Origin of the sequence: Streptomyces sp. DT2A-34 (assembly GCF_030499515.1) — a bacterium.
GTDB lineage: Bacteria > Actinomycetota > Actinomycetes > Streptomycetales > Streptomycetaceae > Streptomyces.
On the sequence record NZ_JASTWJ010000001.1, the window covers coordinates 6,198,129 to 6,222,396 of the forward strand.

Genomic DNA, 24,268 nt, shown 5'->3' on the forward strand with positions numbered 1-24,268 from the left:
TCAGTTCCTCACGAGGGTCGTCGCGGCGGGGGCGGGGATGCGCTCGGCGAGGGGGATCACCGGCGGAATCGCCTCGGGCGGCTCGCCCAGCAGCACCCGGCGTACGACACGCTCGGCGGCCTGCCCGTCGTCGAACTGGCAGAACCGCTCCCGGAACGCGGCGCGCAGGGCCCTGGCCTCCTCGTCCGCCCACGAGCCGTCGCGGAAGACGGCCGCCAGCTCCCCCGGCGTCCGCGCCACCCGGCCCGGCGGCGCTTCCATCAGGTCGAAGTAGACGCCCCGCAGCTCCCGGTAGACCTCCCAGTCGTCCGCGTACACGACGATCGGCCGGTCCAGGTTGGCGTAGTCGAACATGATCGAGGAGTAGTCGGTGATCAGCGCGTCGGCGGCCAGGCACACGTCCTCGGAGGAGCGGTGCGCGGTGACGTCGATGATCCGGCCGGTGCCGCGCGCGGCGCCCTGGTCGTAGAAGTAGTGGGCGCGCAGCAGCACGACGTACTCGTCGCCGATCTCCTCGCACAGCGCCTGAAGGTCGAGGCTCGTCTCGAAGCCGGTGGCGTAGTCGCGGTGCGTGGGCGCGTACAGGAGGGCCTTCTTGCCCTCGGGGACCCCGAGTTCGCGGCGGACGCGGGCGACGTCTGCGGCGGTCGCCGTGTAATAGACGTCGTTGCGCGGATAGCCGTACTCCAGGGGCTCGTGCGCCGACGGGTACGCGCTCTCCCACATCTGAGTGGAGTGCCGGTTGGAGGTGAGGTTGTAGTCCCAGCGGTCGACGCGGGCCAGCAGCTTGGCGAAGCTGCCGGTCGCGGCGGCCACCACGGGGTACGTCGCCTGGTCGGCGCCCATCTTCTTCAGCGGGGTGCCGTGCTGGGTCGACAGATGCACGCTGCCCTCGCGCTTGACGACGGCGTCCGCGAAGTTGGCGTTGTTGATCAGGTACTTGGCGCGGGCGAGCACATCCCAGTACGCACGGCTGCCGATGACCGCGTACTCCACGTCCTTCGGCACGGTGTGCGCCTGGTCCGCCTCGACCAGGAACACCGAGCGGATGTGCGGGGCGAGCTCGCGCGCCTTGGCGTGGATCGCCGCCGGATTGCAGACATAGCCGCGCCCCCAGTACGCGCAGTACACGGCGAGGTTCTGATCCAGCGAGCGGCGCAGCTGAAGCCGGTAGCGCAGCCGGGTGCGCAGCCCGCGCGGACGCGGCACCGCCGAAGCCGTCCGCGCCGCCGCCTGGTTGGCCCGGCGCAGCGCCCGGAACGCCGCGTACGCCCCGCTCGCCAGCAGCCGGTGCTGCACCCCGAGACTGCCGTCCGGCGTCCGGAACCCGGCGGGGCGGTGCCGCCGGTAGAGACTGCCCGCCCGCCGGAAGAAGGCACGGCGCCCGCGCGGCAGCCGTCGCGGATGGGCGGCCGTCTTCAGCACCGCGGCGAAGAGCTGCTCGAACAGCGCCGCCCGCCGCTCCTCGGACAGCCCCTGCTCGGCCGCCCGGGTCAGCACCAGCTCGGCCTGGTCCAGCAGCTCGAAGTGGTGCTCCCCCGGCAGGCCCAGCCGGTTGCCCTGCCGCCGCAGCAGATGCCGCACGACGACCTGGCGCAGCACGGTCATGCGCGCGGCGCTCATCACGACCAGGCCGCCGAAGCCGACGTCGGTGAAGTGGCCGTCGGGAAAGGCGAGTTGGTGCTCGGCGAGGAAGGCCCGCCGGTATGCCGCACTCCACGCCGGGAGCTGCACCCCCGACAGCTCGGCGGCCTCCTCGGGCGAGAAGACCCCGGCCGGCGTCCGCGCCAGCACGAGGGCGGCCGGGTTGGTCGGCTCACCCACCCACCACGGGGTCCGCTCGTGCTCGAAGTGCAGGACATCCGCGTCACCGGTCTCGCCCAGCCGGGCGTCCAGCGCCGCCAGAGCGCCCGGCACCAGCACGTCGTCGCCGTCCAGGAACAGCACCCAGTCACCGATCGCCGCCCGCAGCCCGGCATTGCGCGCCCCGGCCAGCCCGGCCGCCGGCGGCGAGTGCACGGGCGCCACCCGGCAGTCCCGTTCGACATACCCGGTGACGACATGCGCCGCCGGGGAGTCGGGGGCGTCACAGACCGGGATCAGCTCGAAGTCGCCGAAGGACTGGCCGAGGACCGAGTCCAGCGCCTGGGACAGCCGGCCCGCGACCCCGTGGGACGGAACGATGATGCTGAAGCGGGGCATACTGCTCTTTCTGTCGATGTGCTGGCGGCCGGGTTCTTCAGGAGGCCGGGGTCAGCCTCACGCGGTGCGACGACGGCCGGGCCGCCCGGCCGGACGCCACGTGTGCGGCCGGCTCGGCGTGGGCCGCGACGGGCTGGAGGGCATGCGACTCCCCTTCTGGCTCCTCTTCCGTTTCCGTGAGAACGGCGTTCAGTGGCTCTCGGTGACGGTACGGGCGCCCGTCGGCTGTGGCACGGTGGCGAGCGGGGAGTGCGCGAGCGACGCGGCCGGCGACGGCACCGGGTGGCGCTTGTCGAGCGGCACGACGGAGGGCCGGGTGGTCTCGCCCAGCACGACATGGCGGACGACACGCTCGGCGGCGCGTCCGTCGCCGTACGGGCAGAAACGCTCGCGGAACGCCGACCGCAGCTGGGCGGAGCGCGAGCCGCGCCAGTGGCCGGTGGCGAAGATGTCGATCAGCTCGTCCTCGCTGCGCGACACCGCTCCCGGCGGGAAGGAGCGCAGGTCGAAGTAGGTGCCACGGGCTGCCTCGTACGCCTCCCGGTCGTCGGCGTGGATCACGATCGGCCGGTCCAGGTCGGCGTAGTCGAACATGATCGACGAGTAGTCCGTGACCAGGGCGTCCGAGGCGAGGCACAGCGACTCGACGCTCGGATGGTCGCTGACGTCGATGACCTGGCCGGCGGTGGGCGCGAGGGGCCCGCCGTGCCGGTGGTGCGCGCGGGCCAGGACGACGAAGCGGGGGCCCAGACGGCGCAGGACGTGGTGCAGGTCGAGGGTGGTGGGCTGGGTGCGGCGGTAGTCGCGGTGGGTGGGGGCGTAGAGGATCGCGACCGTGCCCTCGGGGATGCCCAGCGACTCCCGGATCCGGGCCACGTCCGCCGAGGTCGCCTGCTGGAAGACGTCGGCGCGCGGGCTGCCGTACTCGAGGGTCGTGTAGCCGCCCGGGTGGACACGCTCCCAGACCAGGGTGGAGTGGCGGTTGGCGGACAGGACGTAGTCCCACTTGTCGACGTCGTCGAGGAGCTCGTCGAAGTCCGTGTCCCCCGCGGCCGCCGGGCGTTCGCGCAGGTCCAGGCCCATGTGCTTGAGCGGGGTGCCCCGCTGTGTCTGCACGAGCACCTGGCCGCGGCGCTTGACCAGGCGGCGGTCGAAGGCGGCGTTGTGGACGAGGTACTTGGAGCGGGCGAGGGCCGTCCAGTAGGCGGCCGTGCCGGGGCGCAGACGGCGGGTGCCGGCGGGGACGGAGTCGTGCTGCTCGGCGGCGATCCAGGCCGTGCGGACGCGCGGGGCGTGCGTACGGAACGCCTGCTCCAGGGCGCCCGGGTGGCAGCCGTGGCCGCGCACGCCGTCGGCGGCGAAGACGGCGCGGTCGGCGCGCACCGGCAGACAGCGCTGGATGCGGTAGTGCAGGCGCAGGGCGGCGGCACGGACGCCCTTCAGCAGACGGTTGGTGACCTTGGTGATACGCCGGACCAGGGCCGCCGTCAGCCGCAGGACGCGGTAGGTGCGGTGCAGGCCCAGGCGGACCAGGGTGTGGTGGAGCCGGCTGCGCAGGGCGACGGGGACGCCGGGCGCGCGGTGACGGCGGTAGTGCGTGCGGGCCTTGCGCAGGAACTCGGCGCGGCTGCGGCGCGGGAGGCGGTCCGGGCGGGCGAACACGACGACGAAATGGTCGACCATCCGGCGGAACAACAGGGGCCGCCACCGGTCGAGTTCGGGGTTCTGGTCGACGTACGCGAAGACACGGTCGTACTGCTCGAAGATGTCGAAGTGCCGCGGGCTGACCGTGCCGAGGATGCCGCCCCGGCGCCGCTGCCGGTAGTGCACGCACACCCGGTCCAGGGTCGCGATCGACTCCGCCGTCATCAGGACCGGGTACGTCCAGGGCGTGTCCTCGTAGTAGCCGGACGGGAAGGCGAAGCCCTCCTCCTCGACGAACTCCCGCCGGTAGGCCTTGTTCCAGGCGACCATCAGCAGCCGCAGCAGCCCCGGCCGGTCCGCCAGCCGGAAGGGCGCCGGGCCCTCTTCGGCGAGCTGGGCCGCGGCCTGGTTGCGGACCGTCTCGCCGGTCCAGTAGATGCGCGCGTAGTCGTAGACCAGGACGTCCGGGTCGCCGGTCTCCTTCAGCCGGTCGGCGATCGCGTGCAGGGCGTCGGGGGTGAGGCTGTCGTCGCTGTCGAGGAAGATCAGGTAGTCGCCGGTGGCCTCGGCCATACCGGCGTTGCGGGCGGGCCCCAGGCCCCGGTTCTCGGCGAGGTGCACGGGACGCACGCGCGCGTCGCGCGCCGCGAACTCGTCGATGATCGCGCCGGACGCGTCCGGCGAGCAGTCGTCGACGGCGATCAGTTCGAGATCCGGGTACGACTGTGAGAGCACCGATTCCAGGCACTCGTGCAGGTACGCCTGAACGTTGTAGGCGGGGACAATGACACTGAACCTGGGCAAGGGACATCCACTGGGTCGGCCGGGACGGTGGGCGCTGTCGCCGTAGCGCCTTGCCCGGGAACGGCCAATGGAGTGACTTGGTTACGGGACCTAAGGCATACGAGGGACCGTGAGCGCACGACAGGGGGCGGACCGATGACGGTCCGCCCCCCAAGCGTGGTGCGCCTGCCGCTACTTGACCGCGCCCGCCATCACGCCGGACACGAACTGCCGTTGGAACGCGAAGAACACGACCAGCGGGATCACCATGGAGATGAACGCCCCGGGTGCCAGGACGTCGATGTTGTTGCCGAACTGGCGGACCTGGGTCTGCAGGGCGACCGTGATCGGCTGGCTCCCGGAGTCCGTGAAGATCAGCGCGACCAGCATGTCGTTCCACACCCACAGGAACTGGAAGATGCCGAGCGCGGCGATCGCCGGACCGCCGAGCGGCATCACGACGCGGAAGAACAGGCGCAGTTCACCGGCGCCGTCCAGGCGTGCCGCCTCCAGCAGCTCCCTCGGGATCTCGGCGAAGAAGTTCCTGAGCAGGAACACCGCGAACGGCAGCCCGAAGCCGACGTGGAAGAGGATCACGCCGGTCATGGACCCGAAGATGCCGATGTTGCCGAACAGTTCGGCGATCGGGATCAGCGCCACCTGCACCGGCACGACCAACAGGCCGACCACACCCAGGAACCACCAGTCACGGCCCGGGAACTCCATCCACGCGAACGCGTATCCCGCGAGCGAGCCGATGACGACGACCAGGACCGTCGCCGGGACCGTGATCAGCACCGTGTTGAGGATCGAGTCGGTGATGTCGCTGTTGCTCAGGAGCTTGTCGTAGCTGTCGAAGGTCAGCTGGGACGGCTTGCTGAAGACCTCCCACCAGCCGCTCGCGGTCATCTCCTCCGGCGGCCGGAGGGAGGACACCAGCAGCCCGATCGTCGGCACCAGCCAGAACAGGCCGACGACGATCAGGAACACCCGCACCAGCCCGCCACTGACGAAGGAGGCGAGCCGGGCGCCGAGGGACTGCTCGGGCTTGACGACAGGGAGGGGCTCGGGTGCCCCTTTCCTGAGCCCGCCGACGTCGGCACTCATCGCCGCACCTCCCGCCTGAGCCGACGGATGTTGAACCACATCACGGGAATCACCAAGAGCAGCAGGAACACCGCGATCGCGCTGGCGATGCCCGGCTGATCCTCGGAGAAGCCCTTGCGGTACAGCTCCAGCGCGAGGACGTTCGCGTCGTCCTGGGAGGAGCCGGGGGCGATGATGAAGACCAGGTCGAAGACCTTCAGGACGTTGATCATCAGGGTGACGGTGACGACCGCGAGCACGGGCGCCAGCAGCGGCACCGTGACCCTGCGGAACACCTGCCACTCGTTGGCCCCGTCCACCCGGGCCGCCTCCAGCAGATCCCGGGGGATGCCCGCGAGCCCGGCCGCGATCAGCACCATCGCGAAACCGGCCCACATCCAGATGTACGACCCGATGATGGCCGGCGTGACCAGGGACGGGCCCAGCCAGTCCACACCGTTGTACGGCTCCTTGAAGTTGTCCGCCGGGAGCCGGAGTTGGGCCCCGTCGGCGGCGGCCGGCAGCGTGAACGTGCCGTCGTCGGCGGCCTTGGCGGAGGCCACGACCTTGCCGTCCTTGACGGCCTCGATCTCCATGCCGGCATAGCCCAGCTCGGACGCGTCGACCCCGCCGAGCGTGCCGACGCCCTTGCCGCGCGTGAAGTCCTGCCAGGTGGTGCCGGTGACCTTCCCCGGCTCGGCCTTCGGCTGTACGGCCTTCTTGGCGTCGTCCGGCATCAGGTCGGGGGCGACGCCCACGAGGGGCAGGGTGACCGGGGTGCCCGCGCTGACGGTGGCCTTGGTGATGAAGCCGCCGCCCGGTACCGCTTGGAGCGGCGACTCCCGTCCAGGGTGCGCCTTCGGGAACGCGGACGCCTGCGCGAAGGTGTCGTGGACGCCCACCCACACCGCGTTCGCGACACCCTTGTCCGGGTCCTGGTCGTAGACGAGCCGGAAGATGATGCCCGCCGCCAGCATCGAGATCGCCATCGGCATGAAGACGACCAGCTTGAACGCCGTGCCCCAGCGCACCCGTTCGGTCAGCACCGCGAAGACCAGACCGAGCGCGGTGGCGACCGTCGGGGCGAACACCACCCAGATGACGTTGTTCTTCAGGGCGGTGCGGATGCCGTCGTCGGTGAAGAGCGCCTCGTAGTTGTCGAATCCGGCGAAGCCGTCGCCGGACTGGTCGTAGAAGCTGCGGATGACCGAGTACCCGATCGGGTAGACCACCAGCGCGCCGAGCAGCACGAGGGCGGGCAGCAGGAAGAGCACTGCCACCAGCCTGCGCGTGCCGGTCACGCTCTTGCGCGACCTGGGTGCGGCAGAGGGCGGAGAGCCCCCTGCCGCTTCCGCCGACGCCACGGCGTCAGTTTCCGTACGCCGCGGCCGCGTCGGCTTCCAGCTTCCGCTGTGTGCCCGCGATGTCCGACGGGTTCTTCAGGAAGTCCTGCAGGGCCTTCCACTCGCCCTTGCCGGGCGTGCCGCCGAAGGCCTGCGGGGCCTGGTCGGACATGTCGAAGCGGAAGTCGTCGCCCGAGTCGATGAGGGCCTTGGCGATCTTCCGCTGGACGTCGTTCGGGTACGCCGAGTTGTCGACGTTCCTGTTCGGCGAGAGGTAGCCGCCCAGCTTCGCCTGGATGGTCGCCGCGTCCGGGGACGCCAGGAAGGTGGCCAGGGCCTGCGCCGCCTTGGAGTCCTGCAGGATCACGGCCGCGTCACCACCCGAGACCACGGGCGCGGTGTCACCGACGGCCGGGAACGGGAACACCTTCGCGTCCGTGCCGACCTCCGCCTTGGCCTGTGTGATGTTGACCTGCGCGAAGTCGCCCTCGTAGACCATGGCGGCCTTCGGCTGGTCGCCGCCGGTGAACGTCTGGGTGACCGACGCCGGGAAGTCGGTCTGCAGCGCGCCGGTCGCGCCGCCCGCCACATAGTCCTTCTTGCCCCAGACCTGGGCGAGCGTGGTGAGCGCGTTCTTCACGGACGCGTCGGTCCACTTGATCTCGTGCTTCGCCAACTGGTCGTACTTCTCGGGACCGGCCTGGGAGAGATAGATGTTCTCGAACCAGTCGGTCAGGGTCCAGCCCTCGGCGCCGCCGACCGAGAACGGTGTGACGCCGGAGTCGTAGACGGTCTGGGCCGTGGTGAGCAGCTCGTCCCACGTCTTGGGCTCGGTGGCCCCCGCGTTCTCGAAGACCGCGTTGTTGTACCAGATCAGGGACTTGTTGGCGGCCTTGTAGTAGACGCCGTAGTGCTTGTTGTCGACCTTGCCGATGTCCTGCCAGCCCTGCGAGTAGTTCTCCTGCAACTCCTTGACCGCGTCGGCGCCCAGCGGCTTGGCCCACTTCTTGTCGACGGCCTGCTTGATGGCGCCGGGCTGCGGAAGCATCGCGATGTCCGGCGGCTGGCCGCCCGCTACCTTCGAGCCGAGGAAGTTGATGATCGGGTCCTGGGCGGGCACGAAGGTCACCTTGGCGCCCGTGCGCTTCTCGAACTCCGCGAGGACCTTCTTGAAGTTGTCCTGCTCGGCTCCGGTCCAGACGGCGGCGACCTCCAGGGACTCGCCGTTCAGCTTGGGAAGGGTGACGGTGCCGGCGGTCTCCTGACCGGTTCCGCCCTGTTCGTTGCCGCTGCTGTCGTTGTCATCGCCTCCGCATGCGGTGAGCGAGAGTGCGAGGGCGCCCGCGGCCACGGCTGCCGCGGTCCTGGCGGCCCTGCTTGTCCGGTTCTTGCTGCTCGTGCTGCGCATCACTGCCCCGTTCTTCGTGCCTCGTCGAACGTTCGAGCGCTGTCCCGTGCGATCTGGTCTACGCCTTGGGTCTGGGGGCGGCAAGACCGCGTCCGCTGTCAAGCGGGGGATCGTGACCGCCTCGTGACCAGGTGCCGCGTGTCTCCGACGGCTGGGTCGAAGACGTGCGGGTGCGCGGGGGCTCGGGTCTCTGGGGGGCTGCGCCCCCAGCCCCCGCTATCGGCCTGAACGGCCTCGTCCTCAAGCTCCCCCAGAGGGGGTACCCCCAGACGGGCTGATTTTGACCAGCGGCGCTACAGGAGTGACGGCACCTCGGTCGCCGAGACCTCCCGCGCCGCCCTTTCCAGCGCGCTGGCCAGCAACGCCAGATCCGTAGGCCCGTTGCCGAGCTCGCGGACCGGGCGCCGGGTGGGCGGGTCGCCCATGCGGTGCCACTCCAGCGGCACGACCGTGGGCCGCAGCGTCGCCGTCCGCGGGATACGCCCGGTGACCCGCCCGCCCTGGAACGGCACCACTCGCCCGTCCGCCCAGGCCAGCCGGCCGCGCCCCGGCGCCGGTTCGTCCGGTCCCGCCGCCACCGCGTCCAGCGTCACCCGCAACGTCGCCAGCCGCGCCGGCTCCGACTCCGCCGTACGGCCCCCGACCCCGGCGGCGGCCACCAGGTGCACCCCGAGCCGCTCGCCCTCCCGCGCGACGGCCTCCAGTGCGCGTATCACCGAGCCCGCCGCGGGCCTGCCCGGCGACCCCAGCGCGGGAGAGACCAGCGCGTCCAGGTCGTCGACGACCACGACGAGCCGCGGCAGCGGCGGCACTGCCTTGGCCTCGGCCTGCCGACGGGCCGCCCCCGGCCGCAGCCGGATCGTGGAGCTGGACGGCGAGTCGAGATCCCCCGAGAGGTCACCGGCACCGGCAGCTGCCCGTGTTCCGGTCCCCGCCGCTCGCTGCGCGACCATCCGGCCCGACAGCTCACGCCCCGTGTGCCACTCGGCGAAGTCGGACCGGCCGAGCAGCTCCGCGCGCCGCTTCAGCTCGGCACTCAGCGACTGGGCGAACTCCCGCATGCGGACGGGGTCGTTGGCGGTGAGGTGGGTGGTCACATGGGGTACGTCCGTGCAGACCCGCAGCCCGTCGCCGTGCCCGCCGCCGGCGCCGACGCTGTCCCGGCCGTCGATCAGTACGACGCCCAGCCGGTCCGGCCGCTCGGCCGCCGCGAGCGACGCGACGACGGCCCGCAGCAGCTCCGTACGCCCGCTGCCGGGCGGCCCCTCGATCAGCAGGTGCGGCCCGTCGGTGCCGAGGTCCGCGCCGACCGGCCCGCGCGGCCCGGCCCCGAGCACGGCACACACCCGCCCGCCGAGGGCCTGCGCGTCATCGGCCGCGTCGGCCCAGCGGGTCATCAGCGACGCCGGGGTGGCCCGGGCAAGGCCCAACTCGTCCAGCAGCCGCGCCGCCTGGGGCAACGGCACGGACACGCGCGCGTGCCGCTCCCCGGCGCCCTCCTGCGGACGCAACGGCGCCAGAGCCCGCGCGAACCGCTCCGCCCAGGCGAGGGAAACGGCGTCCACGACGGCTACGGTGCCGTGGCCGATGGGGCCGTGGATGGGGGCGGGGGAGGGGGAGGGGGCGGCGGAGGTGGTGCCGTATCCGGCGGTGCCGGTGCCGGTGCCGTGATCGGCGGCACTCGTCCTGGACGCGTCCGCCGCGCGCGGGTTGGTCTCCGCGCCGCTCCCGGCGGTCCCGGCCCGGGCCACCCGCATCAGCCGCAGCGCCGTCGCCACGTCACCGCTCAGCAGCGCGACCGCACCGCACTCCCGGAACGCCGGCGACACCGTGCACGCCGCCTCGTAGGTGTCCGTCACCGGCGAGGCGGGCGACGCCGAAGCCGTCTCGGCGAGGCACACCACGTGGATCCCGGCCCGCGGTCCCTCCAGTGCCAGCCGCGCCACCGCCTCACGCACGTCGGCGCCCCCGGGATCGCCGTCCACGACGACCACGGTGTACGGCCCCGCGAATCCCTCCGCCCCGTCGGCCGGGCCGTCGTCCCGGGCCCAGGAGGGCCGCCGAACGGCACGCCCGTCCGGGACGGCGGCGGTGCCGGTGGTCCTGCCCTCGGCGGAGTTCCCCCCGCCGCCCACCCCCTGCGGCTGCGGCGACAAGTCCTCCAGGCGCCGCAGCAGCTCCTCCGTGCGGGCCGTGGCCTGTTCGCGGTCGTAGGCCAGCAGCAGGCGGCAGTCCTGGGCGTGCCCGGGGCGGACATGCGGGAGCCAGCCCAGCCAGGCCCATTCGGCGGTGCGCTCCTCCAGGGGGCGGGAGCGGTCCGCGCTGATCAGCACCAGCTCCAGGGAGTCGGGCGAGTGCAGCGCGGCGAGCTGGGCGAGCACCGCGCGGGCCAGCCCGGCGAGCCGCTCGCGCGGACCGGCCAGCCCCAGCGCCCCGACCTCACGCAGATCGGCGGTCACCGGCACCGCGGGCAGCAGTCCCGAACCGTCGGGCGCCGCCCGGTCGGCGGTGCCGAGCCGCACCGTGAGGGCCTCCGGGTGACTCGGCGCGCGCTCCCACAGCCGGGGTCCGGGGCCCAGGGCCGTCAGCAGCAGGGACGCGGGGTCCGGCCAGGCCTCCGGCAGCCGGGGGCCGCGCGCCGTCGAGGGGAGCTCGGTCGCCTCGGGCAGCTCGTCATCGTCGTAGGTCCCACGCCCGGCCGTCGCCTCCTGCTCCCCGCGCCCGCCGGCCAGCCGCCGCGCCCACGCCGTGAGCCCGCCGCGCCTGCGCACGCCCTGCGGGACGTCGGTGCCCCTCAGCGGGGTGCCCTTACGGCTGCTGCCGCCGTTCGCCGGGGCGCCGTCGCCCGACGCGCGGTCGGCGCCCGCACCGCCGTGACCCCCGTCGCCCCCGTCGAGGGTGCCCACCTCGAAGCCCGCGCCGTGCGTCTCGCCTCCGCGCGGTCCGGGAACCGCCCTCCGGGACCCGCCGTGGCTCTCGATCCGCGGTGCCCCGCCCTGCCCCGGCACGACGGGCGGCTCGACCGAACCGTGTTCCTGACCGGCCGACCGGCCCCCCGCGGTCGCGTCGCCACCGTCCGCCACACGCGCGTGAGACACCGCCGCGCCGGCCCGCGGGGGGCTGTCCGCACCGGCGCCCGGCGCGGCCCGCCCGTCGCCGCGCGCCCCGGCGTCACCGTCCTGTCCCGGGTCGTCCCCGGCAGGGACCCGCACATGCCCCTCCCCGTCCGGCTCCGTCGGCACCCGCGCCCCCGGCCCCCCGGCCGGAGCCAGCCGCAGGGCCGACTCGCCGATCCGCAGCAGCGCCCCCGGCGCGAACCGCACCGGGCGGGTGGTCACAAGGGTGCCGTCCAGCGTGGTGCCGTTCGTGGAGTCCAGGTCGGTGACCGAGACATGGCCGTCGGCGGCGACCGTGACCGCGCAGTGCAGCCGGGAGACGTCCGGGTCGTCGAGCGGGACGTCGGCGTCGGCGGAGCGGCCGATGCGGATCTCGCCGCCGTGCAGCAGGTGGACCCCGCCCGCGTCCGGGCCGGCCACGACATGGAGCTGGGTCGGGGCGTCGTCCAGCTCGGGATGGGGTTCGGGCGCGGCGGGGGCGCCCAGGGACAGCACCGCACCGTCTATCAGCGGCGGCTCGCCGAGTGTGCTGCGCCGGTCGTCGAGCCGCTCCGCGCCCGCGTACAGCACGATCGGGCCGTCGCCCCCGGACACCGCCGAGGCGAGCGCCGACGCCACCGCGGCCAGGGCGGTGCCCGCGGGCGCCGTGACCAGCACATCGCAGCTCGCGGCGCGACCTCGCGCCGGGGCGGGCGGGGCCAGCGGGTCTACGACGGTCAGCCGGATCTGCATCGGCGTCAGCGGTCCCTTCTGCGAGGGCGCGGCGGACTTCCCCCACCCCACACGAGCACATCGGCCAGTACTCCACGTACTGCACGCATCCTCGCACCTGCCACTGACAACGCGCCCCCCGCCCGAAGGCAAGTGATCTTGATTGGTCGGCTCTGCCCGCAAAAGTGCCTGACAAGTGACCTACCGGCGACCGCTTGAGATCGGTCACGTCCGCTTCCCGGCAACCACGAGACAGAGCCGAGCGTCTTTCCTTCGAACATGTACGGGAAGCCGTACGTAAGACGCACAGAATGACGAAAGGCCGGTGCCCGGGGGCACGGCACTACAGTGGTTCGGAACGTAGGCGAGCAGCAGGGAGCGCGACGTGCGGCCGGTAGGCAGCAAGTACTTCCTCGAGGAGCCGCTCGGTCGCGGCGCCACGGGGACCGTCTGGCGAGCCCGCCAGCGGGAGACCGCAGGCGCCGAGGCGGCCGTACAGGGGCAGCCCGGCGAGACCGTCGCGATCAAGGTCCTCAAGGAGGAGCTCGCCAGCGACGCGGACATCGTCATGCGGTTCCTGCGCGAGCGCTCCGTCCTGCTGCGCCTGACCCACCCGAACATCGTCCGGGTCCGCGACCTGGTCGTAGAGGGCGATCTGCTCGCCCTGGTCATGGACCTCATCGAGGGCCCCGACCTGCACCGCTACCTGCGCGAGAACGGCCCCTTCACCCCGGTCGCCGCCGCCCTGCTGACCGCGCAGATCGCCGACGCCCTCGCCGCCAGCCACGCCGACGGCGTCGTCCACCGCGACCTGAAGCCCGCCAACGTCCTGCTCCAGCAGAACGGCGGCCAGATGCACCCGATGCTGACCGACTTCGGCATCGCCCGCCTCGCCGACTCCCCGGGGCTGACCCGCACCCACGAGTTCGTCGGCACGCCCGCGTACGTCGCGCCCGAGTCCGCCGAGGGCCGCCCGCAGACGTCCGCCGTCGACATCTACGGCGCCGGGATCCTGTTGTACGAGCTGGTCACCGGCCGTCCGCCCTTCGGCGGCGGTTCCGCGCTGGAGGTCCTGCACCAGCACCTGAGCGCCGAGCCGCGCCGCCCGTCCACGGTCCCCGACCCCCTGTGGACGGTCATAGAACGCTGCCTGAGCAAGAACCCGGACGAACGCCCCAGCGCCGAGAACCTCGCCCGCGGCCTGCGCGTCGTCGCCGAGGGCATCGGCGTGCACGCGAACTCCGCGCAGATCGCGGCGGCCGAGGGCGTCGCCGCGCTGCTCGCCCCCGACCCAGCGCCGGCCACCGTGCCGGGCTCCGCCGACCCCACGCAGGTACTGCCGCACGGCCCGGCCCCGGGGACGTACGACCCGAACGGCGCGACCAGCGTCCTGCCGCACACCGGCGCCCCCGGTGGTCCGGCCGGCGCCGCCGACCCGACGGCCGTCATGCCGCCGATGCCGCAGGGCCGGCCCGGTCAGCAGCCCGGTCAGCCCGGGCCCGAGGAACCGCACCCCTGGCAGAACCAGCTGCGCGCCGCCCGGGACCGCAACGAGCAGACGCAGGTCCAGTACCTCGACCCCAACCAGGACCCGCTGCGCCGCCGCCCCCAGCGGCAGGTCGCCCGCCCGCAGCAGCCGCAGCAGCGGCCCCCGCAGGGCCGGCAGCAGGGGTACGGCCATCCCCAGCAGCACCAGCCGCAGCCGTACGCCCCACCGCGCCAGCCGCAGCAGCAGCCGCAGCGGTATACCCCGCCGCCCGCGCCGGAGCCGCAGCGACCGCAGCGACCGGAGCGACCGGAGCGCGAGCCTCGTCAGCCGCGGCAGCGCAGCGCCAACCCGATGCGGATCCCCGGGCTCGGCTGCCTCAAGGGGTGCCTGTTCACGATCGTCATCCTGTTCGTCGCGGGCTGGCTGATCTGGGAGCTGAGCCCGTTGCAGGAGTGGATCGGCACGGGCAAGAGCTACTGGGAGCAGTTGAGCGACTGGGTCAGCACCGTGAGTGGGTGGATCGGGGACCTGGGCGGGGGCTCCGGCGGAGGTTCGGGCACCAACTGACCGCGGCGACTGACGTAGGCGGCTACCGACCGCAGGCGGCGCGGCGTCGGCTGGTTTGGGTATTTGTCGACATCTGGCGGGTGATTTCCGTCTCCGTGGTGAAGGTTGGCTCGCTGGGCGCGTAGTTTTGTCGACCGGGGGTCCCGGTTTTGTCGGCTGGGGGTCCGGGGGGTCGGCCCCCGGAATGACGCAGCGCGACAACACGCGTCGGTAGGAGCAGTCTTGGCACGGAAGATCGGTAGCCGGTACACCGCCAACCAGATCCTGGGGCGGGGCAGCGCCGGCACGGTGTGGCTGGGTGAGGGGCCCGAGGGGCCCGTCGCCATCAAGCTGCTGCGCGAGGATCTCGCGTCCGACCAGGAACTCGTCGGACGCTTCGTGCAGGAGCGCACGGCGCTGCTCGGCCTCGAACACCCGAACGTCGTCTCCGTACGCGACCTGGTGGTCGACGGCAACGACCTCGCGCTGGTCATGGACCTCGTCCGCGGCACGGACCTGCGCACCCGGCTCGACCGCGACCGGCGGCTCTCGCCCGAGTCGGCGGTGGCGATCGTGGCGGACATCGCGGACGGGCTGGCGGCGGCGCATGCGGCCGGGGTCGTGCACCGGGACGTGAAGCCGGAGAACGTGCTGCTCGACATGCAGGGGCCGCTGGGGCCGGGCGGCTCCCACCCGGCCCTGCTGACGGACTTCGGTGTGGCGAAACTCATCGACTCACCGCGTCGCACTCGCGCGACGAAGATCATCGGGACGCCGGACTACCTGGCGCCGGAGATCGTGGAGGGCCTGCCGCCCCGGGCGGCGGTCGACATCTACGCCCTCGCCACGGTGCTGTACGAGCTGCTGGCGGGCTTCACGCCGTTCGGTGGGGGCCACCCGGGCGCGGTGCTGCGCCGCCACGTCACGGAGTCGGTGGCGCCGCTGCCCGGGATCCCCGACGAGCTGTGGCAGCTGGTCGTGCAGTGCCTCGCGAAGGCGCCGGCCTCGCGGCTGCGGGCGTCGGAGCTGGGGGCGCGGCTGCGGGAGCTGCTGCCGCTGGTGGCCGGGATGCCGCCGCTGGACGTGGACGAGCCGGATGTGGAGCCGGCGGAGGAAGAGGCTCCGGCTGCTGAGGCGGCGGCGCCGGTGGGGGAGCGGGTTCGGCGGCGGGGGGCGGTGCCGCTGGTGCCGGGCGCGAAGCCGGCCGACTCCAACCGGGACACGCATACGTCGATGAGGGTGCCGGGGCCCGACGAGCTGGCGGGTGGTGCGCGCGGGACGGCACGGGTGCCGCGGGCGGCGGGTGCGCCGCGGCCGGGCTCCGCCCGGCATCGGGCGGTGGCTCGGCGGCGGCGGGTGGTGTTGGGGGCGGCGGCGGTGGCGCTGGTGGCTGCGGCCGGGGTGGGTACGTGGCTGGCGACCGCGGAGGACGATTCCGGGGGGACGCCCCAGGACACCAACAACTCGGCCCCGGCGACCCCGTAGTTTCCTTCGCCCCCGCCGCCCCTACCCGTCCCATCCCCCAGGGGCGCTGCCCCTTCGACCCCGCCCCTCCTGGGGGCCTGCGGCCCTCAGACCCCCGCTTCGGCCCTGAACGGGCCTCGTCCTCAAACGCCGGACGGGCTGAATGACGCGGGCCGGGCGCCGGGAAGTGGCCGTTGGTGCCGCGAGGCTTGGTCCTCAGCGGGTGGGTGGGGGCTGGGGGTGGTGTGGCTTCGTCCTTGAACGCTGGATGGGCTGGAACAGCCGATCCCCAAGGCTTTTCGAGTTCAGCCTCTTGGCCGGCCGAGTCGGGTGGTGGGTGGGCAAAGGCCCGGGGGTCCAGGGGGTGGAGCCCCCTGGTAGCTCAGTGGTGACGCCGGGTGTGTCTCGGCCGAGGGCGCTCGGGACTCGGCGCTTGGCGGAGCCGTTACGCTGGAGGCGTGGCAGTCGTCGATGTATCCGAAGAGCTCAAGTCCCTCTCCTCGACCATGGAGTCGATCGAGGCCGTTCTGGACCTCGACAAGCTGAGGGCAGATGTCGCCGTGCTCGAGGAGCAGGCGGCAGCGCCGTCCCTGTGGGACAACCCGGACGAGGCGCAGAAGATCACCAGCAAGCTGTCCCACCTCCAGGCGGAGGTGAGGAAGGCCGAGGCCCTGCGCTCGCGGATCGACGATCTCGCCGTGCTGTTCGAGATGGCCGAGGAGGAGGACGACCCGGACACCCGTGCCGAGGCCGAGTCCGAGCTCGCCGCCGTCAAGAAGGCGCTGGACGAGATGGAAGTGCGGACGCTGCTCAGCGGGGAGTACGACTCCCGTGAGGCGCTCGTGAACATCCGCGCGGAAGCCGGTGGCGTCGACGCCGCCGACTTCGCCGAGAAGCTGCAGCGGATGTACCTGCGCTGGGCGGAGCAGAAGGGCTACAAGACCGAGCTCATCGAGACGTCGTACGCCGAAGAGGCCGGCATCAAGTCGACCACCTTCGCCGTGCAGGCGCCGTACGCCTACGGCACGCTCTCCGTCGAGCAGGGCACCCACCGGCTCGTGCGCATCTCGCCCTTCGACAACCAGGGGCGGCGGCAGACTTCCTTCGCCGGTGTCGAAGTGCTCCCCGTGGTCGAGCAGACCGACCACATCGAGATCGACGAGTCCGAGCTGCGCGTGGACGTGTACCGGTCCTCGGGCCCCGGCGGCCAGGGCGTGAACACCACCGACTCCGCGGTGCGGCTCACCCACCTCCCCACCGGCATCGTCGTCTCCTGCCAGAACGAGCGGTCGCAGATCCAGAACAAGGCCACCGCGATGAACGTCCTCCAGGCCAAGCTGCTCGAGCGGCGACGCCAGGAGGAGCAGGCCAAGATGGACGCCCTGAAGGGCGACGGCGGCAACTCCTGGGGCAACCAGATGCGGTCGTACGTGGTGCACCCGTACCAGATGGTCAAGGACCTGCGCACCGAGTTCGAAGTCGGCAACCCCGAGGCCGTGTTCAACGGTGAGATCGACGGATTCCTCGAAGCCGGAATTCGCTGGCGCAAGCAGCAGGAGAAGTAACTTTGTCGACAAGGCAACTGCCGCCACCTCGGCGGCAGTTGCCTTTTCTGTGCCTGCATGTCTGGGTTTTACATCACACTCACAGACTCTAATCCCTGGCATAGCTCCCGTATTTGGACATGGCGCATGTAAACGGCCTTGACGTGTCTTTGAAAAATGGGAAGGGTAAAGCGTGGCATGCGTATCTCTGGGGCGCATGTGAACCGGGGGGCTTGAGTTCAGCACTACCCCCGTCGATCACGGCCCCCGAGCGCCGCCTCACTGACGATTCAGCTACTGGGGGTAGCAACCACATGACAAAGAAGACGCGGATCCGTATCGCGCGCCTCGCGGCCGGTGCCGTGATCGCGGCCGGTGCCTCGCTGACCGCTGCGGGTGCCGCATCTGCCGCCGAGGAGCCGGGCGAGGGCTGCGTGCTCGGTCTGTTCTGCGGGCCCGAGGACCCGACTGAGCCGCCGACCGACCCGGTTCCGACCGACCCGGGCATCCCGACCGACATCCCGACCGACCCGGGTCTCCCGACCGAGGACCCCACGGTCCCGACGGACCCGACGCTGGAGCCGACCGAGCCGTCGGACCCCACCGAGGACCCGACCACCGCCCCGACCGACCCGGGTAACGGGAACGGGAACGGCAACGGCAACGGCAACGGCAACAACGGCGGCGGTAACAACAACACCGACCCCGACGGTGGCACCTCCACCCAGGAGGAGGGCTCCTCCTCGCTCACCGACACCGGCACGGAGACCACCGGTACCGGCACGGGCACCAGCACCTCCGCCCAGGGCGGCGGTGACGAGCTCGCCGAGACCGGTGCCGCTCAGACCACCTTCCTGCTGGTCGGCGCCGCCACGATGATCGCCGGTGGCATCGGCTTCCGCATCCTCCCGCGCCTCGCGGGTGGCCGCGGCGGTGCGGCTGCCTGACGGTAGCCCACCGTTTACGCCGCGTAATCAACGCCGTACGGCCGAGGGGCCCGGAGCGCTTCGCTCCGGGCCCCTCGCCACGTCCGCTTACGGTGTGGGCGTCGCCTATGCGGTCTGGTGCGCCAGCAGTGCCATCGCCGTGATCAGTATCGCCAGCAGGGCGATCAGCGTCATCGGGTTCAGGCCCGCGAACGGGTTCTCCTGCTGCAGCCGCTCACGGTTCGCCCGGCACACGGGGCAGCGACCCTCACTCACGGGCGCGGCACAGTTCGCGCACACCAGCCGGTCGTACGTCATGCGCCACCCTCCTTGCGAGTCCCTCCGGGAGTTCAACGGGTTCGGCCCCGGGAACGTTCCCCCTTCCACAATGCCAGGTTCCTTCGGAAAGGGCTCGGGCGCTTCCCTCAGGGCGTCACCTCACCCAGCACAAAAACGCACAAGCCCCACACAACCCCTCCTGGCGACTGCGCGCGCGCACCCGGTTCGCGTATGGTCACGCTCATCTACCCCCGGCGACCCGTGGTGCATCCGTGATCCGATTCGACAATGTCTCCAAGGTCTACCCCAAGCAGAACCGCCCCGCACTCAGGGATGTCTCCCTGGAAGTGGACAAGGGCGAGTTCGTGTTCCTCGTGGGGTCCTCCGGCTCCGGAAAGTCCACCTTCCTGCGGCTGATCCTCCGCGAGGAGCGGTGCAGCCACGGTCAGGTGCACGTTCTGGGCAAGGACCTCGCACGCCTGTCCAACTGGAAGGTGCCGCAGATGCGGCGCCAGCTGGGCACGGTGTTCCAGGACTTCCGGCTGCTGCCGAACAAGACCGTCGCCGAGAACGTGGCCTTCGCGCAGGAGGTCATCGGCAAGTCCCGCGGCGAGATCCGCAAGTCCGTCCCGCAGGTGCTCGACCTCGTCGGGCTGGGCGGGAAAGAGGACCGGATGCCCGGTGAGCTCTCCGGTGGTGAGCAGCAGCGGGTGGCGATCGCCCGGGCCTTCGTCAACCGGCCCAAGCTGCTCATCGCCGACGAGCCCACCGGCAACCTCGACCCGCAGACCTCCGTCGGCATCATGAAGCTGCTCGACCGGATCAACCGGACGGGCACCACCGTGGTGATGGCGACGCACGACCAGAACATCGTGGACCAGATGCGCAAGCGCGTCATCGAGCTGGAGAAGGGCCGCCTCGTCCGCGACCAGGCACGCGGCGTCTACGGCTACCAGCACTGACCGCGACCGTCCACGGAAAGGCCTGAAGAAGACGCCATGCGCGCCCAGTTCGTACTGTCCGAGATCGGTGTCGGTCTCCGCCGCAACCTGACGATGACCTTCGCCGTCATCGTCTCCGTCGCCCTGTCGCTCGCCCTGTTCGGCGGGTCGCTCCTGATGAGCGACCAGGTCACCACCATGAAGGGCTACTGGTACGACAAGGTCAACGTCTCGGTCTTCCTCTGCAACAAGAGCGACGCCGAGTCCGACCCCAACTGCGCCAAGGGCGCGGTCACCGACGATCAGAAGAAGGAGATCCTCGCCGACCTGGACAAGATGACGGTCGTCGAGAAGGTGACGTACGAGTCGCAGGACCAGGCGTACAAGCACTACAAGGAGCAGTTCGGCGACTCCCCGCTGGCCGCCTCGCTCACGCCGGACCAGATGCAGGAGTCGTACCGGATCAAGCTGAAGGACCCGGAGAAGTACCAGGTCATCGCGACCGCCTTCGACGGGCGTGACGGCGTGCAGTCGGTGCAGGACCAGAAGGGGATCCTGGACAACCTCTTCGGGCTGCTGAACGGCATGAACTGGGCCGCCCGGGCGATCATGGCGCTGATGCTGGTCGTCGCGCTGATGCTGATCGTCAACACCGTGCGTGTGTCCGCGTTCAGCCGCCGGCGTGAGACCGGGATCATGCGCCTGGTCGGCGCCTCGGGCTTCTACATCCAGGCGCCGTTCATCATGGAGGCCGCGGTCGCCGGACTCATCGGAGGGTCGGTCGCCTGTGCCTTCCTGGTGATGGCGCGGTACTTCATCATCGACCACGGCCTGGCCCTGTCGGAGAAGCTGACACTGATCAACTTCATCGGCTGGGACGCGGTGTTGACGAAGCTGCCGCTCATCCTCGCGACGAGCCTGCTGATGCCCGCGTTGGCGGCTTTCTTCGCGCTGCGCAAGTATCTGAAGGTGTGACGAACGCCAAGGGGGCCGGACGGGCAACGCACCGTACGGCCCCTCGCGTTGTCCTAGACTCACCGGCATGTCAGGTCGTGACCTGTTCTGTCAGCCCCGCCGCCTCCGCCGCGGGGCCGCCCTGACATTGCTCTTCACGAGCGTGCTCGTCGCGGGCGCCGCGACCGGCTCCCTGCCCGGCCCTGACCGGAAAACCTCGGCCGACGCGGCCGGATCGGCCGCACCCGCGGGCAGGCACGTCGACGTCGCCGAGGCAGCCGCAGAGGCCATGGCAGCGGGCGAGTCCCCCATGGAGGCCGCCGAGCGCGCGGTCAGCCGCAGCGGGGACCGCTGGGGCGCCGTCTACTCCGAGGGCGAGTACGAGGAGTTCGAGGAGGCCCTCGACGGCGAGTACACCGGCGTCGGGCTGTGGGCGCGACGCGAGCGGGACGGCCGTATCGAAGTGACCAAGGTGCGGGCGGGATCGCCCGCGGAGGCCGCCGGGATCCGTGCGGGCGACCGGCTGCGCAGCGTCGACGGCGAGAAGGTCGCCGGGCGTCCGGTCACCGAGGTCGTCTCCTTACTGCGCGGTGACGCGACGGACGCGCCCGCCGGTACGGCGGTGAAGGTGGGGCTGGAGCGCGGCACGCGCGCGTGGGACCTCACACTGCGCCGGGCCACCCTGTCCACCGACTCGGTCACCGTTCGAAAACTCGCCGGCGGCATCACCGTCGTCAAGATCGCCTCCTTCACCAAGGGCTCCGGCGACGCCGTCCGCGACGCCCTGCGCCAAGCCCCGGCCGGCGTCGGCGTCATCCTCGACCTGCGGGGCAACTCCGGCGGTCTGGTCACCGAGGCCGTCACCGCCGCCTCCGTCTTCCTCGACGGCGGCCTCGTCGCCACATACGACGTCGACGGCGAGCAGCGCGCCCTGCACGCCGAACCCGGCGGCGAGACCCGCAGACCCCTGGTCGCGCTCGTCGACGGCGGCACGATGAGCGCGGCCGAGCTGCTCACCGGCGCCCTGCAGGACCGTGGCCGCGCGGTCGTCGTGGGTACCCGCACCTTCGGCAAGGGCTCGGTCCAGATGCCGAGCCGCCTCCCCGACGGCTCCGTCGCCGAGCTGACCGTCGGGCACTACCGCACCCCCTCCGGCCGAGCCGTCGACGGCCGGGGGATCACCCCTGACCTGGACGCCGACCAGCAGGTCGTGGAGCGGGCCGAGACGGTCCTCAGCGGACTCGGCGAGTCGTAAATCGGCTTTCCGCGCACCCCCTTCGTAGTGCGAAAATGGACGGCACTATGAGCAAGGGAATGTACGTACCGAAGGAGTCCCAGCCCAAGCAGGGCGGGGCGGCAGCGAAGACCAGGGACGGCGAGAAGGGCGGCAAGCGCAAGATCGTCGCCCAGAACAAGAAGGCCCGGCACGACTACGCGATCATCGACACCTATGAGGCCGGCCTGGTGCTCATGGGCACCGAGGTCAAGTCGCTGCGTGAGGGACGGACGTCGCTCACCGACGGCTTCGTCCAGATCGACCGGGGCGAGGCGTGGCTGCACAACGCCCACATCCCGGAGTATCACCAGGGCAGCTGGACCAACCACTCAGCGCGCCGCAAGCGCAAGCTCCTCCTGCACCGTGAGGAGATCGACAAGCTGGAGGCCAAGTCCCAGGAGACGGGTCACACGATCGTGCCCCTCGCCATCTACTTCAAGGACGGCCGGGCGAAGGCCGAGGTCGCTCTCGCGCGAGGCAAGAAGGAGTACGACAAGCGCCAGACCCTGCGGGAGAAGCAGGACCGGCGGGAGTCGGACCGGGCGATCGCGGCGGCGAAGCGACGGCAGCGGGCCCAGTAGGGGGCCAGCAGGCGGCTGCCGGGAATACGCTGGCATCGTCGTGCGTTGGTCACGTACGATGGCACTGCACCTCACAGAGGGTGCGCGCCCCTCGCCGGATCTTTCCGGTGGGGATTGAAAAAAGCACATGGGGATGATCGGTTTCGACAGCGGCTGTTGAAGCAGGGGAAGCGTGTCGAGGAAGCGGCAATGATCTCGTAAACCATATGTCGCAAAAAATAATCGCCAACACCAAGCGCGATTCCTTCGCCCTCGCTGCCTAAGTAGCGACTTGCGAAGTGTCAGCCCGGGGCTGTTCCCGACCCGGATCCTGGCATCAGCTAGGGAACTAAACCTTGATCCCGGTCACGGGGTGAAGAGGGAAATCTAACAGTGACTGGGCCCGTCGGCGACTTGTTCGCGTGATCGCCGGGGCCGAGAAAATCACAGCGAACTGCACACGGAGAAGCCCTGATTCTGCACCGTTGGACGCGGGTTCGATTCCCGCCATCTCCACGATCGGGAGGTTTCCGAACCTCTCTCACCCATGTGGGCAAAGGCCTCGCCGCCTCCGGGCAGCGGGGCCTTTGTCATGCCGGAATCGCGAAGCACGGCGATGAAGCACGGCGATGGATGAAACACGGGGATGAAGCACGGGGATGAAGCACGGGGATGAAGCACGGGGGATGATGACGCAGCCGGACGAGCCGTACTACGTGATGTACGACGCGGACTTCGGGCTCAGCGGCCTCGCCGGGAGGCCCGGAACCACCCTGCCCTTGCCCGGGAACGACGGTGAGGGGGACGAGCAGGTCGGGGAGGATGCCCGGAGCCTGTTGGAGTCGTCGTTGCCGGACGACATGATCCGCATGCTGTGGCTGGCCGCCGACGGGGAGCGGTTCGATCCGGTCGCCCGGGGTGCGACCGTGCGTGACTGGCTGCGTGGCTGGTCGGAGACGTATCCAGCGCCGCCGCCGAAACGCCCGAAGACCTTTGTGAAGTACCGGAGCACCATGTTCGTCGAACCCCCTCGGCCCGTGCTGGTGGGGGAGGAGATGCGGGACGCCGTACTCGCCGAGATCGGAGCGGTCGAGGTGGACCTGGCGCGGGCCGTGCCGCTGCCGGACGTCGTTCCGGTTCTGCGGCGGGCCGTCGTCGAGGCGGGCGCCGATCTCGGCTTCCGGCTGCTGCTGCGGATCCTGAAGGCGCACTCCGTGCGGGTCGACAAGGCGCGCTACGACCGGTTCATCGAGCTCAGCGAGCCCTTCGAGTACTGCTTCGCGGTCGTCCACGACGGCCTGGAGGTCGACTGGCCGCCCGTCGACCCGGCCCGGCGCGATGCCGACTGGGACTTCGGGTTCTCGGAGGTCGCCGGGCGGTTCGCGCACTGGCACGACGGCACGGCACATGAGCGCCTCCGCGATGTCGCCGCCGCCGACGACGTCCGGCAGTCGCCGGGCAGCGCGGCCGCCGTCCTGCTGGAGGACGTGACGCGACTGCACGCCTCACCGCTGTCCACCGACACGCTCACCACGCTGTGGCTGGCGGCGTCCGACTGCGGCTTGCGGCCCGACCGTTTCGACATCGACGTACGGCAGTGGCTGCAGCAGATCGCCGAGGTCTGCCGGGAGCGGCTGCGGGAGGTCGCGCCGGAGTACCGCCCCGACCCGGCGCCGGTTCGGACGGAACTGGCCGACGAGGTGCTGCGCGAACTCCATGACGTCGCACCCGAGTTGGCGTCCAGCACGATACAGCCCCACTGGCAGGGCGTAACGGGCTCCGACGCGGCGAGGGCGCTGGAGCAGGTCGTCGTCCAGGTGGATCCCGACCTTGGCTTCCGTCTGTTCCTGCGGGTCCTGCTCGCGCTGTGGATGCCCCTCACCGAGGAGCGGTACGCCCGCTACCACGCGCTCGGGGAGCGGTTCGGCCTTGGCGAGTTCCATGTCTCCCTGGTCGACGGGTTCATCCAGAGTGATCTGTGACACCGCTGTGACCG

Annotated in this window: 16 protein-coding genes and 1 other RNA gene; 10 read left to right on the forward strand and 7 right to left on the reverse strand. The window is 71.4% G+C overall.

The features are described from left to right. From QQM39_RS27815 to QQM39_RS27840, 6 genes are all read right to left on the reverse strand, one after another. Positions 1-2,202, reverse strand: coding sequence for a CDP-glycerol glycerophosphotransferase family protein (locus QQM39_RS27815; protein ID WP_302000293.1), 2,202 nt, complete (start codon positions 2,200-2,202; stop codon positions 1-3). A gap of 189 nt (positions 2,203-2,391) precedes the next feature. Beyond that, entirely contained in the window at positions 2,392-4,650 is a 2,259-nt protein-coding gene (locus QQM39_RS27820; protein ID WP_302000294.1) for a bifunctional glycosyltransferase family 2 protein/CDP-glycerol:glycerophosphate glycerophosphotransferase, read from the reverse strand. Positions 4,651-4,821: 171 nt separating this feature from the next. Next, on the reverse strand, positions 4,822-5,736 hold the full coding sequence (locus QQM39_RS27825) for a carbohydrate ABC transporter permease (RefSeq protein WP_302000295.1): 915 nt from the start codon (positions 5,734-5,736) through the stop codon (positions 4,822-4,824). Further along, positions 5,733-7,016 (reverse strand): carbohydrate ABC transporter permease, encoded by a 1,284-nt coding sequence (locus QQM39_RS27830; RefSeq protein ID WP_367669174.1) that lies wholly within the window; start codon positions 7,014-7,016, stop codon positions 5,733-5,735. Before QQM39_RS27830 ends, QQM39_RS27825 begins: the two co-directional genes overlap by 4 nt. Positions 7,017-7,083: 67 nt before the next feature. Beyond that, on the reverse strand, positions 7,084-8,466 hold the full coding sequence (locus QQM39_RS27835) for an ABC transporter substrate-binding protein (protein WP_302000297.1): 1,383 nt from the start codon (positions 8,464-8,466) through the stop codon (positions 7,084-7,086). Between the two features lie 293 nt (positions 8,467-8,759). After that, on the reverse strand, positions 8,760-12,314 hold the full coding sequence (locus tag QQM39_RS27840) for an FHA domain-containing protein (protein ID WP_302003746.1): 3,555 nt from the start codon (positions 12,312-12,314) through the stop codon (positions 8,760-8,762). Positions 12,315-12,678: 364 nt separating this feature from the next. On the opposite strand from QQM39_RS27840, the gene QQM39_RS27845 reads away from it, so the two are divergent. The 4 genes from QQM39_RS27845 (at position 12,679) to QQM39_RS27860 (ending at position 18,283) form a co-directional block, all read left to right on the forward strand. Beyond that, positions 12,679-14,349, forward strand: coding sequence for a serine/threonine-protein kinase (locus QQM39_RS27845; RefSeq protein ID WP_302000298.1), 1,671 nt, complete (start codon positions 12,679-12,681; stop codon positions 14,347-14,349). A gap of 222 nt (positions 14,350-14,571) precedes the next feature. Continuing rightward, complete coding sequence (locus QQM39_RS27850; RefSeq protein ID WP_302000299.1) at positions 14,572-15,813, forward strand: serine/threonine-protein kinase; 1,242 nt, start codon at positions 14,572-14,574, stop codon at positions 15,811-15,813. Positions 15,814-16,250: 437 nt separating this feature from the next. Further along, positions 16,251-17,357 carry a peptide chain release factor 2 gene (gene prfB / locus QQM39_RS27855; protein ID WP_302000300.1) on the forward strand — a complete coding sequence of 369 codons (1,107 nt, stop codon included), beginning with the start codon at positions 16,251-16,253 and terminating at the stop codon, positions 17,355-17,357. 293 nt (positions 17,358-17,650) lie between these two features. Continuing rightward, a complete protein-coding gene (locus tag QQM39_RS27860) occupies positions 17,651-18,283 on the forward strand; it encodes an LPXTG cell wall anchor domain-containing protein (RefSeq protein WP_302000301.1) in 633 nt (210 codons plus the stop codon). A gap of 105 nt (positions 18,284-18,388) precedes the next feature. On the opposite strand, the gene QQM39_RS27865 is transcribed toward QQM39_RS27860, so the two are convergent. Continuing rightward, on the reverse strand, positions 18,389-18,580 hold the full coding sequence (locus QQM39_RS27865) for a hypothetical protein (RefSeq protein ID WP_302000302.1): 192 nt from the start codon (positions 18,578-18,580) through the stop codon (positions 18,389-18,391). A gap of 233 nt (positions 18,581-18,813) precedes the next feature. On the opposite strand from QQM39_RS27865, the gene ftsE reads away from it, so the two are divergent. From ftsE to QQM39_RS27895, 6 genes are all read left to right on the forward strand, one after another. After that, on the forward strand, positions 18,814-19,503 hold the full coding sequence (gene ftsE, locus QQM39_RS27870; protein WP_062706418.1) for a cell division ATP-binding protein FtsE: 690 nt from the start codon (positions 18,814-18,816) through the stop codon (positions 19,501-19,503). A gap of 36 nt (positions 19,504-19,539) precedes the next feature. After that, positions 19,540-20,457, forward strand: coding sequence for a permease-like cell division protein FtsX (gene ftsX, locus QQM39_RS27875; protein WP_302000304.1), 918 nt, complete (start codon positions 19,540-19,542; stop codon positions 20,455-20,457). A 67-nt stretch (positions 20,458-20,524) separates the two neighbouring features. Next, positions 20,525-21,691, forward strand: a complete 1,167-nt coding sequence (locus QQM39_RS27880; protein WP_302000305.1) for a S41 family peptidase — start codon at positions 20,525-20,527, stop codon at positions 21,689-21,691. Positions 21,692-21,750: 59 nt separating this feature from the next. After that, positions 21,751-22,293 carry an SsrA-binding protein SmpB gene (smpB, locus tag QQM39_RS27885; RefSeq protein WP_302003747.1) on the forward strand — a complete coding sequence of 181 codons (543 nt, stop codon included), beginning with the start codon at positions 21,751-21,753 and terminating at the stop codon, positions 22,291-22,293. Between the two features lie 129 nt (positions 22,294-22,422). After that, positions 22,423-22,791, forward strand: a transfer-messenger RNA (tmRNA) gene (ssrA, locus tag QQM39_RS27890). Between the two features lie 167 nt (positions 22,792-22,958). Further along, positions 22,959-24,254 (forward strand): hypothetical protein, encoded by a 1,296-nt coding sequence (locus tag QQM39_RS27895; RefSeq protein ID WP_302000306.1) that lies wholly within the window; start codon positions 22,959-22,961, stop codon positions 24,252-24,254. Positions 24,255-24,268: the final 14 nt, after the last annotated feature.

Coding starts and splice junctions, on each gene's coding strand:
- QQM39_RS27840 (WP_302003746.1), bottom strand. CDS start 12,314: ATGCAGATCCGGCTGACCGTCGTAGACCCGCTGGCCCCGCCCGCCCCG.
- QQM39_RS27860 (WP_302000301.1), top strand. CDS start 17,651: ATGACAAAGAAGACGCGGATCCGTATCGCGCGCCTCGCGGCCGGTGCC.
- smpB (WP_302003747.1), top strand. CDS start 21,751: ATGTACGTACCGAAGGAGTCCCAGCCCAAGCAGGGCGGGGCGGCAGCG.
- QQM39_RS27865 (WP_302000302.1), bottom strand. CDS start 18,580: ATGACGTACGACCGGCTGGTGTGCGCGAACTGTGCCGCGCCCGTGAGT.
- QQM39_RS27835 (WP_302000297.1), bottom strand. CDS start 8,466: ATGCGCAGCACGAGCAGCAAGAACCGGACAAGCAGGGCCGCCAGGACC.
- QQM39_RS27815 (WP_302000293.1), bottom strand. CDS start 2,202: ATGCCCCGCTTCAGCATCATCGTTCCGTCCCACGGGGTCGCGGGCCGG.
- QQM39_RS27895 (WP_302000306.1), top strand. CDS start 22,959: ATGATGACGCAGCCGGACGAGCCGTACTACGTGATGTACGACGCGGAC.
- QQM39_RS27880 (WP_302000305.1), top strand. CDS start 20,525: ATGTCAGGTCGTGACCTGTTCTGTCAGCCCCGCCGCCTCCGCCGCGGG.
- ftsX (WP_302000304.1), top strand. CDS start 19,540: ATGCGCGCCCAGTTCGTACTGTCCGAGATCGGTGTCGGTCTCCGCCGC.
- QQM39_RS27825 (WP_302000295.1), bottom strand. CDS start 5,736: ATGAGTGCCGACGTCGGCGGGCTCAGGAAAGGGGCACCCGAGCCCCTC.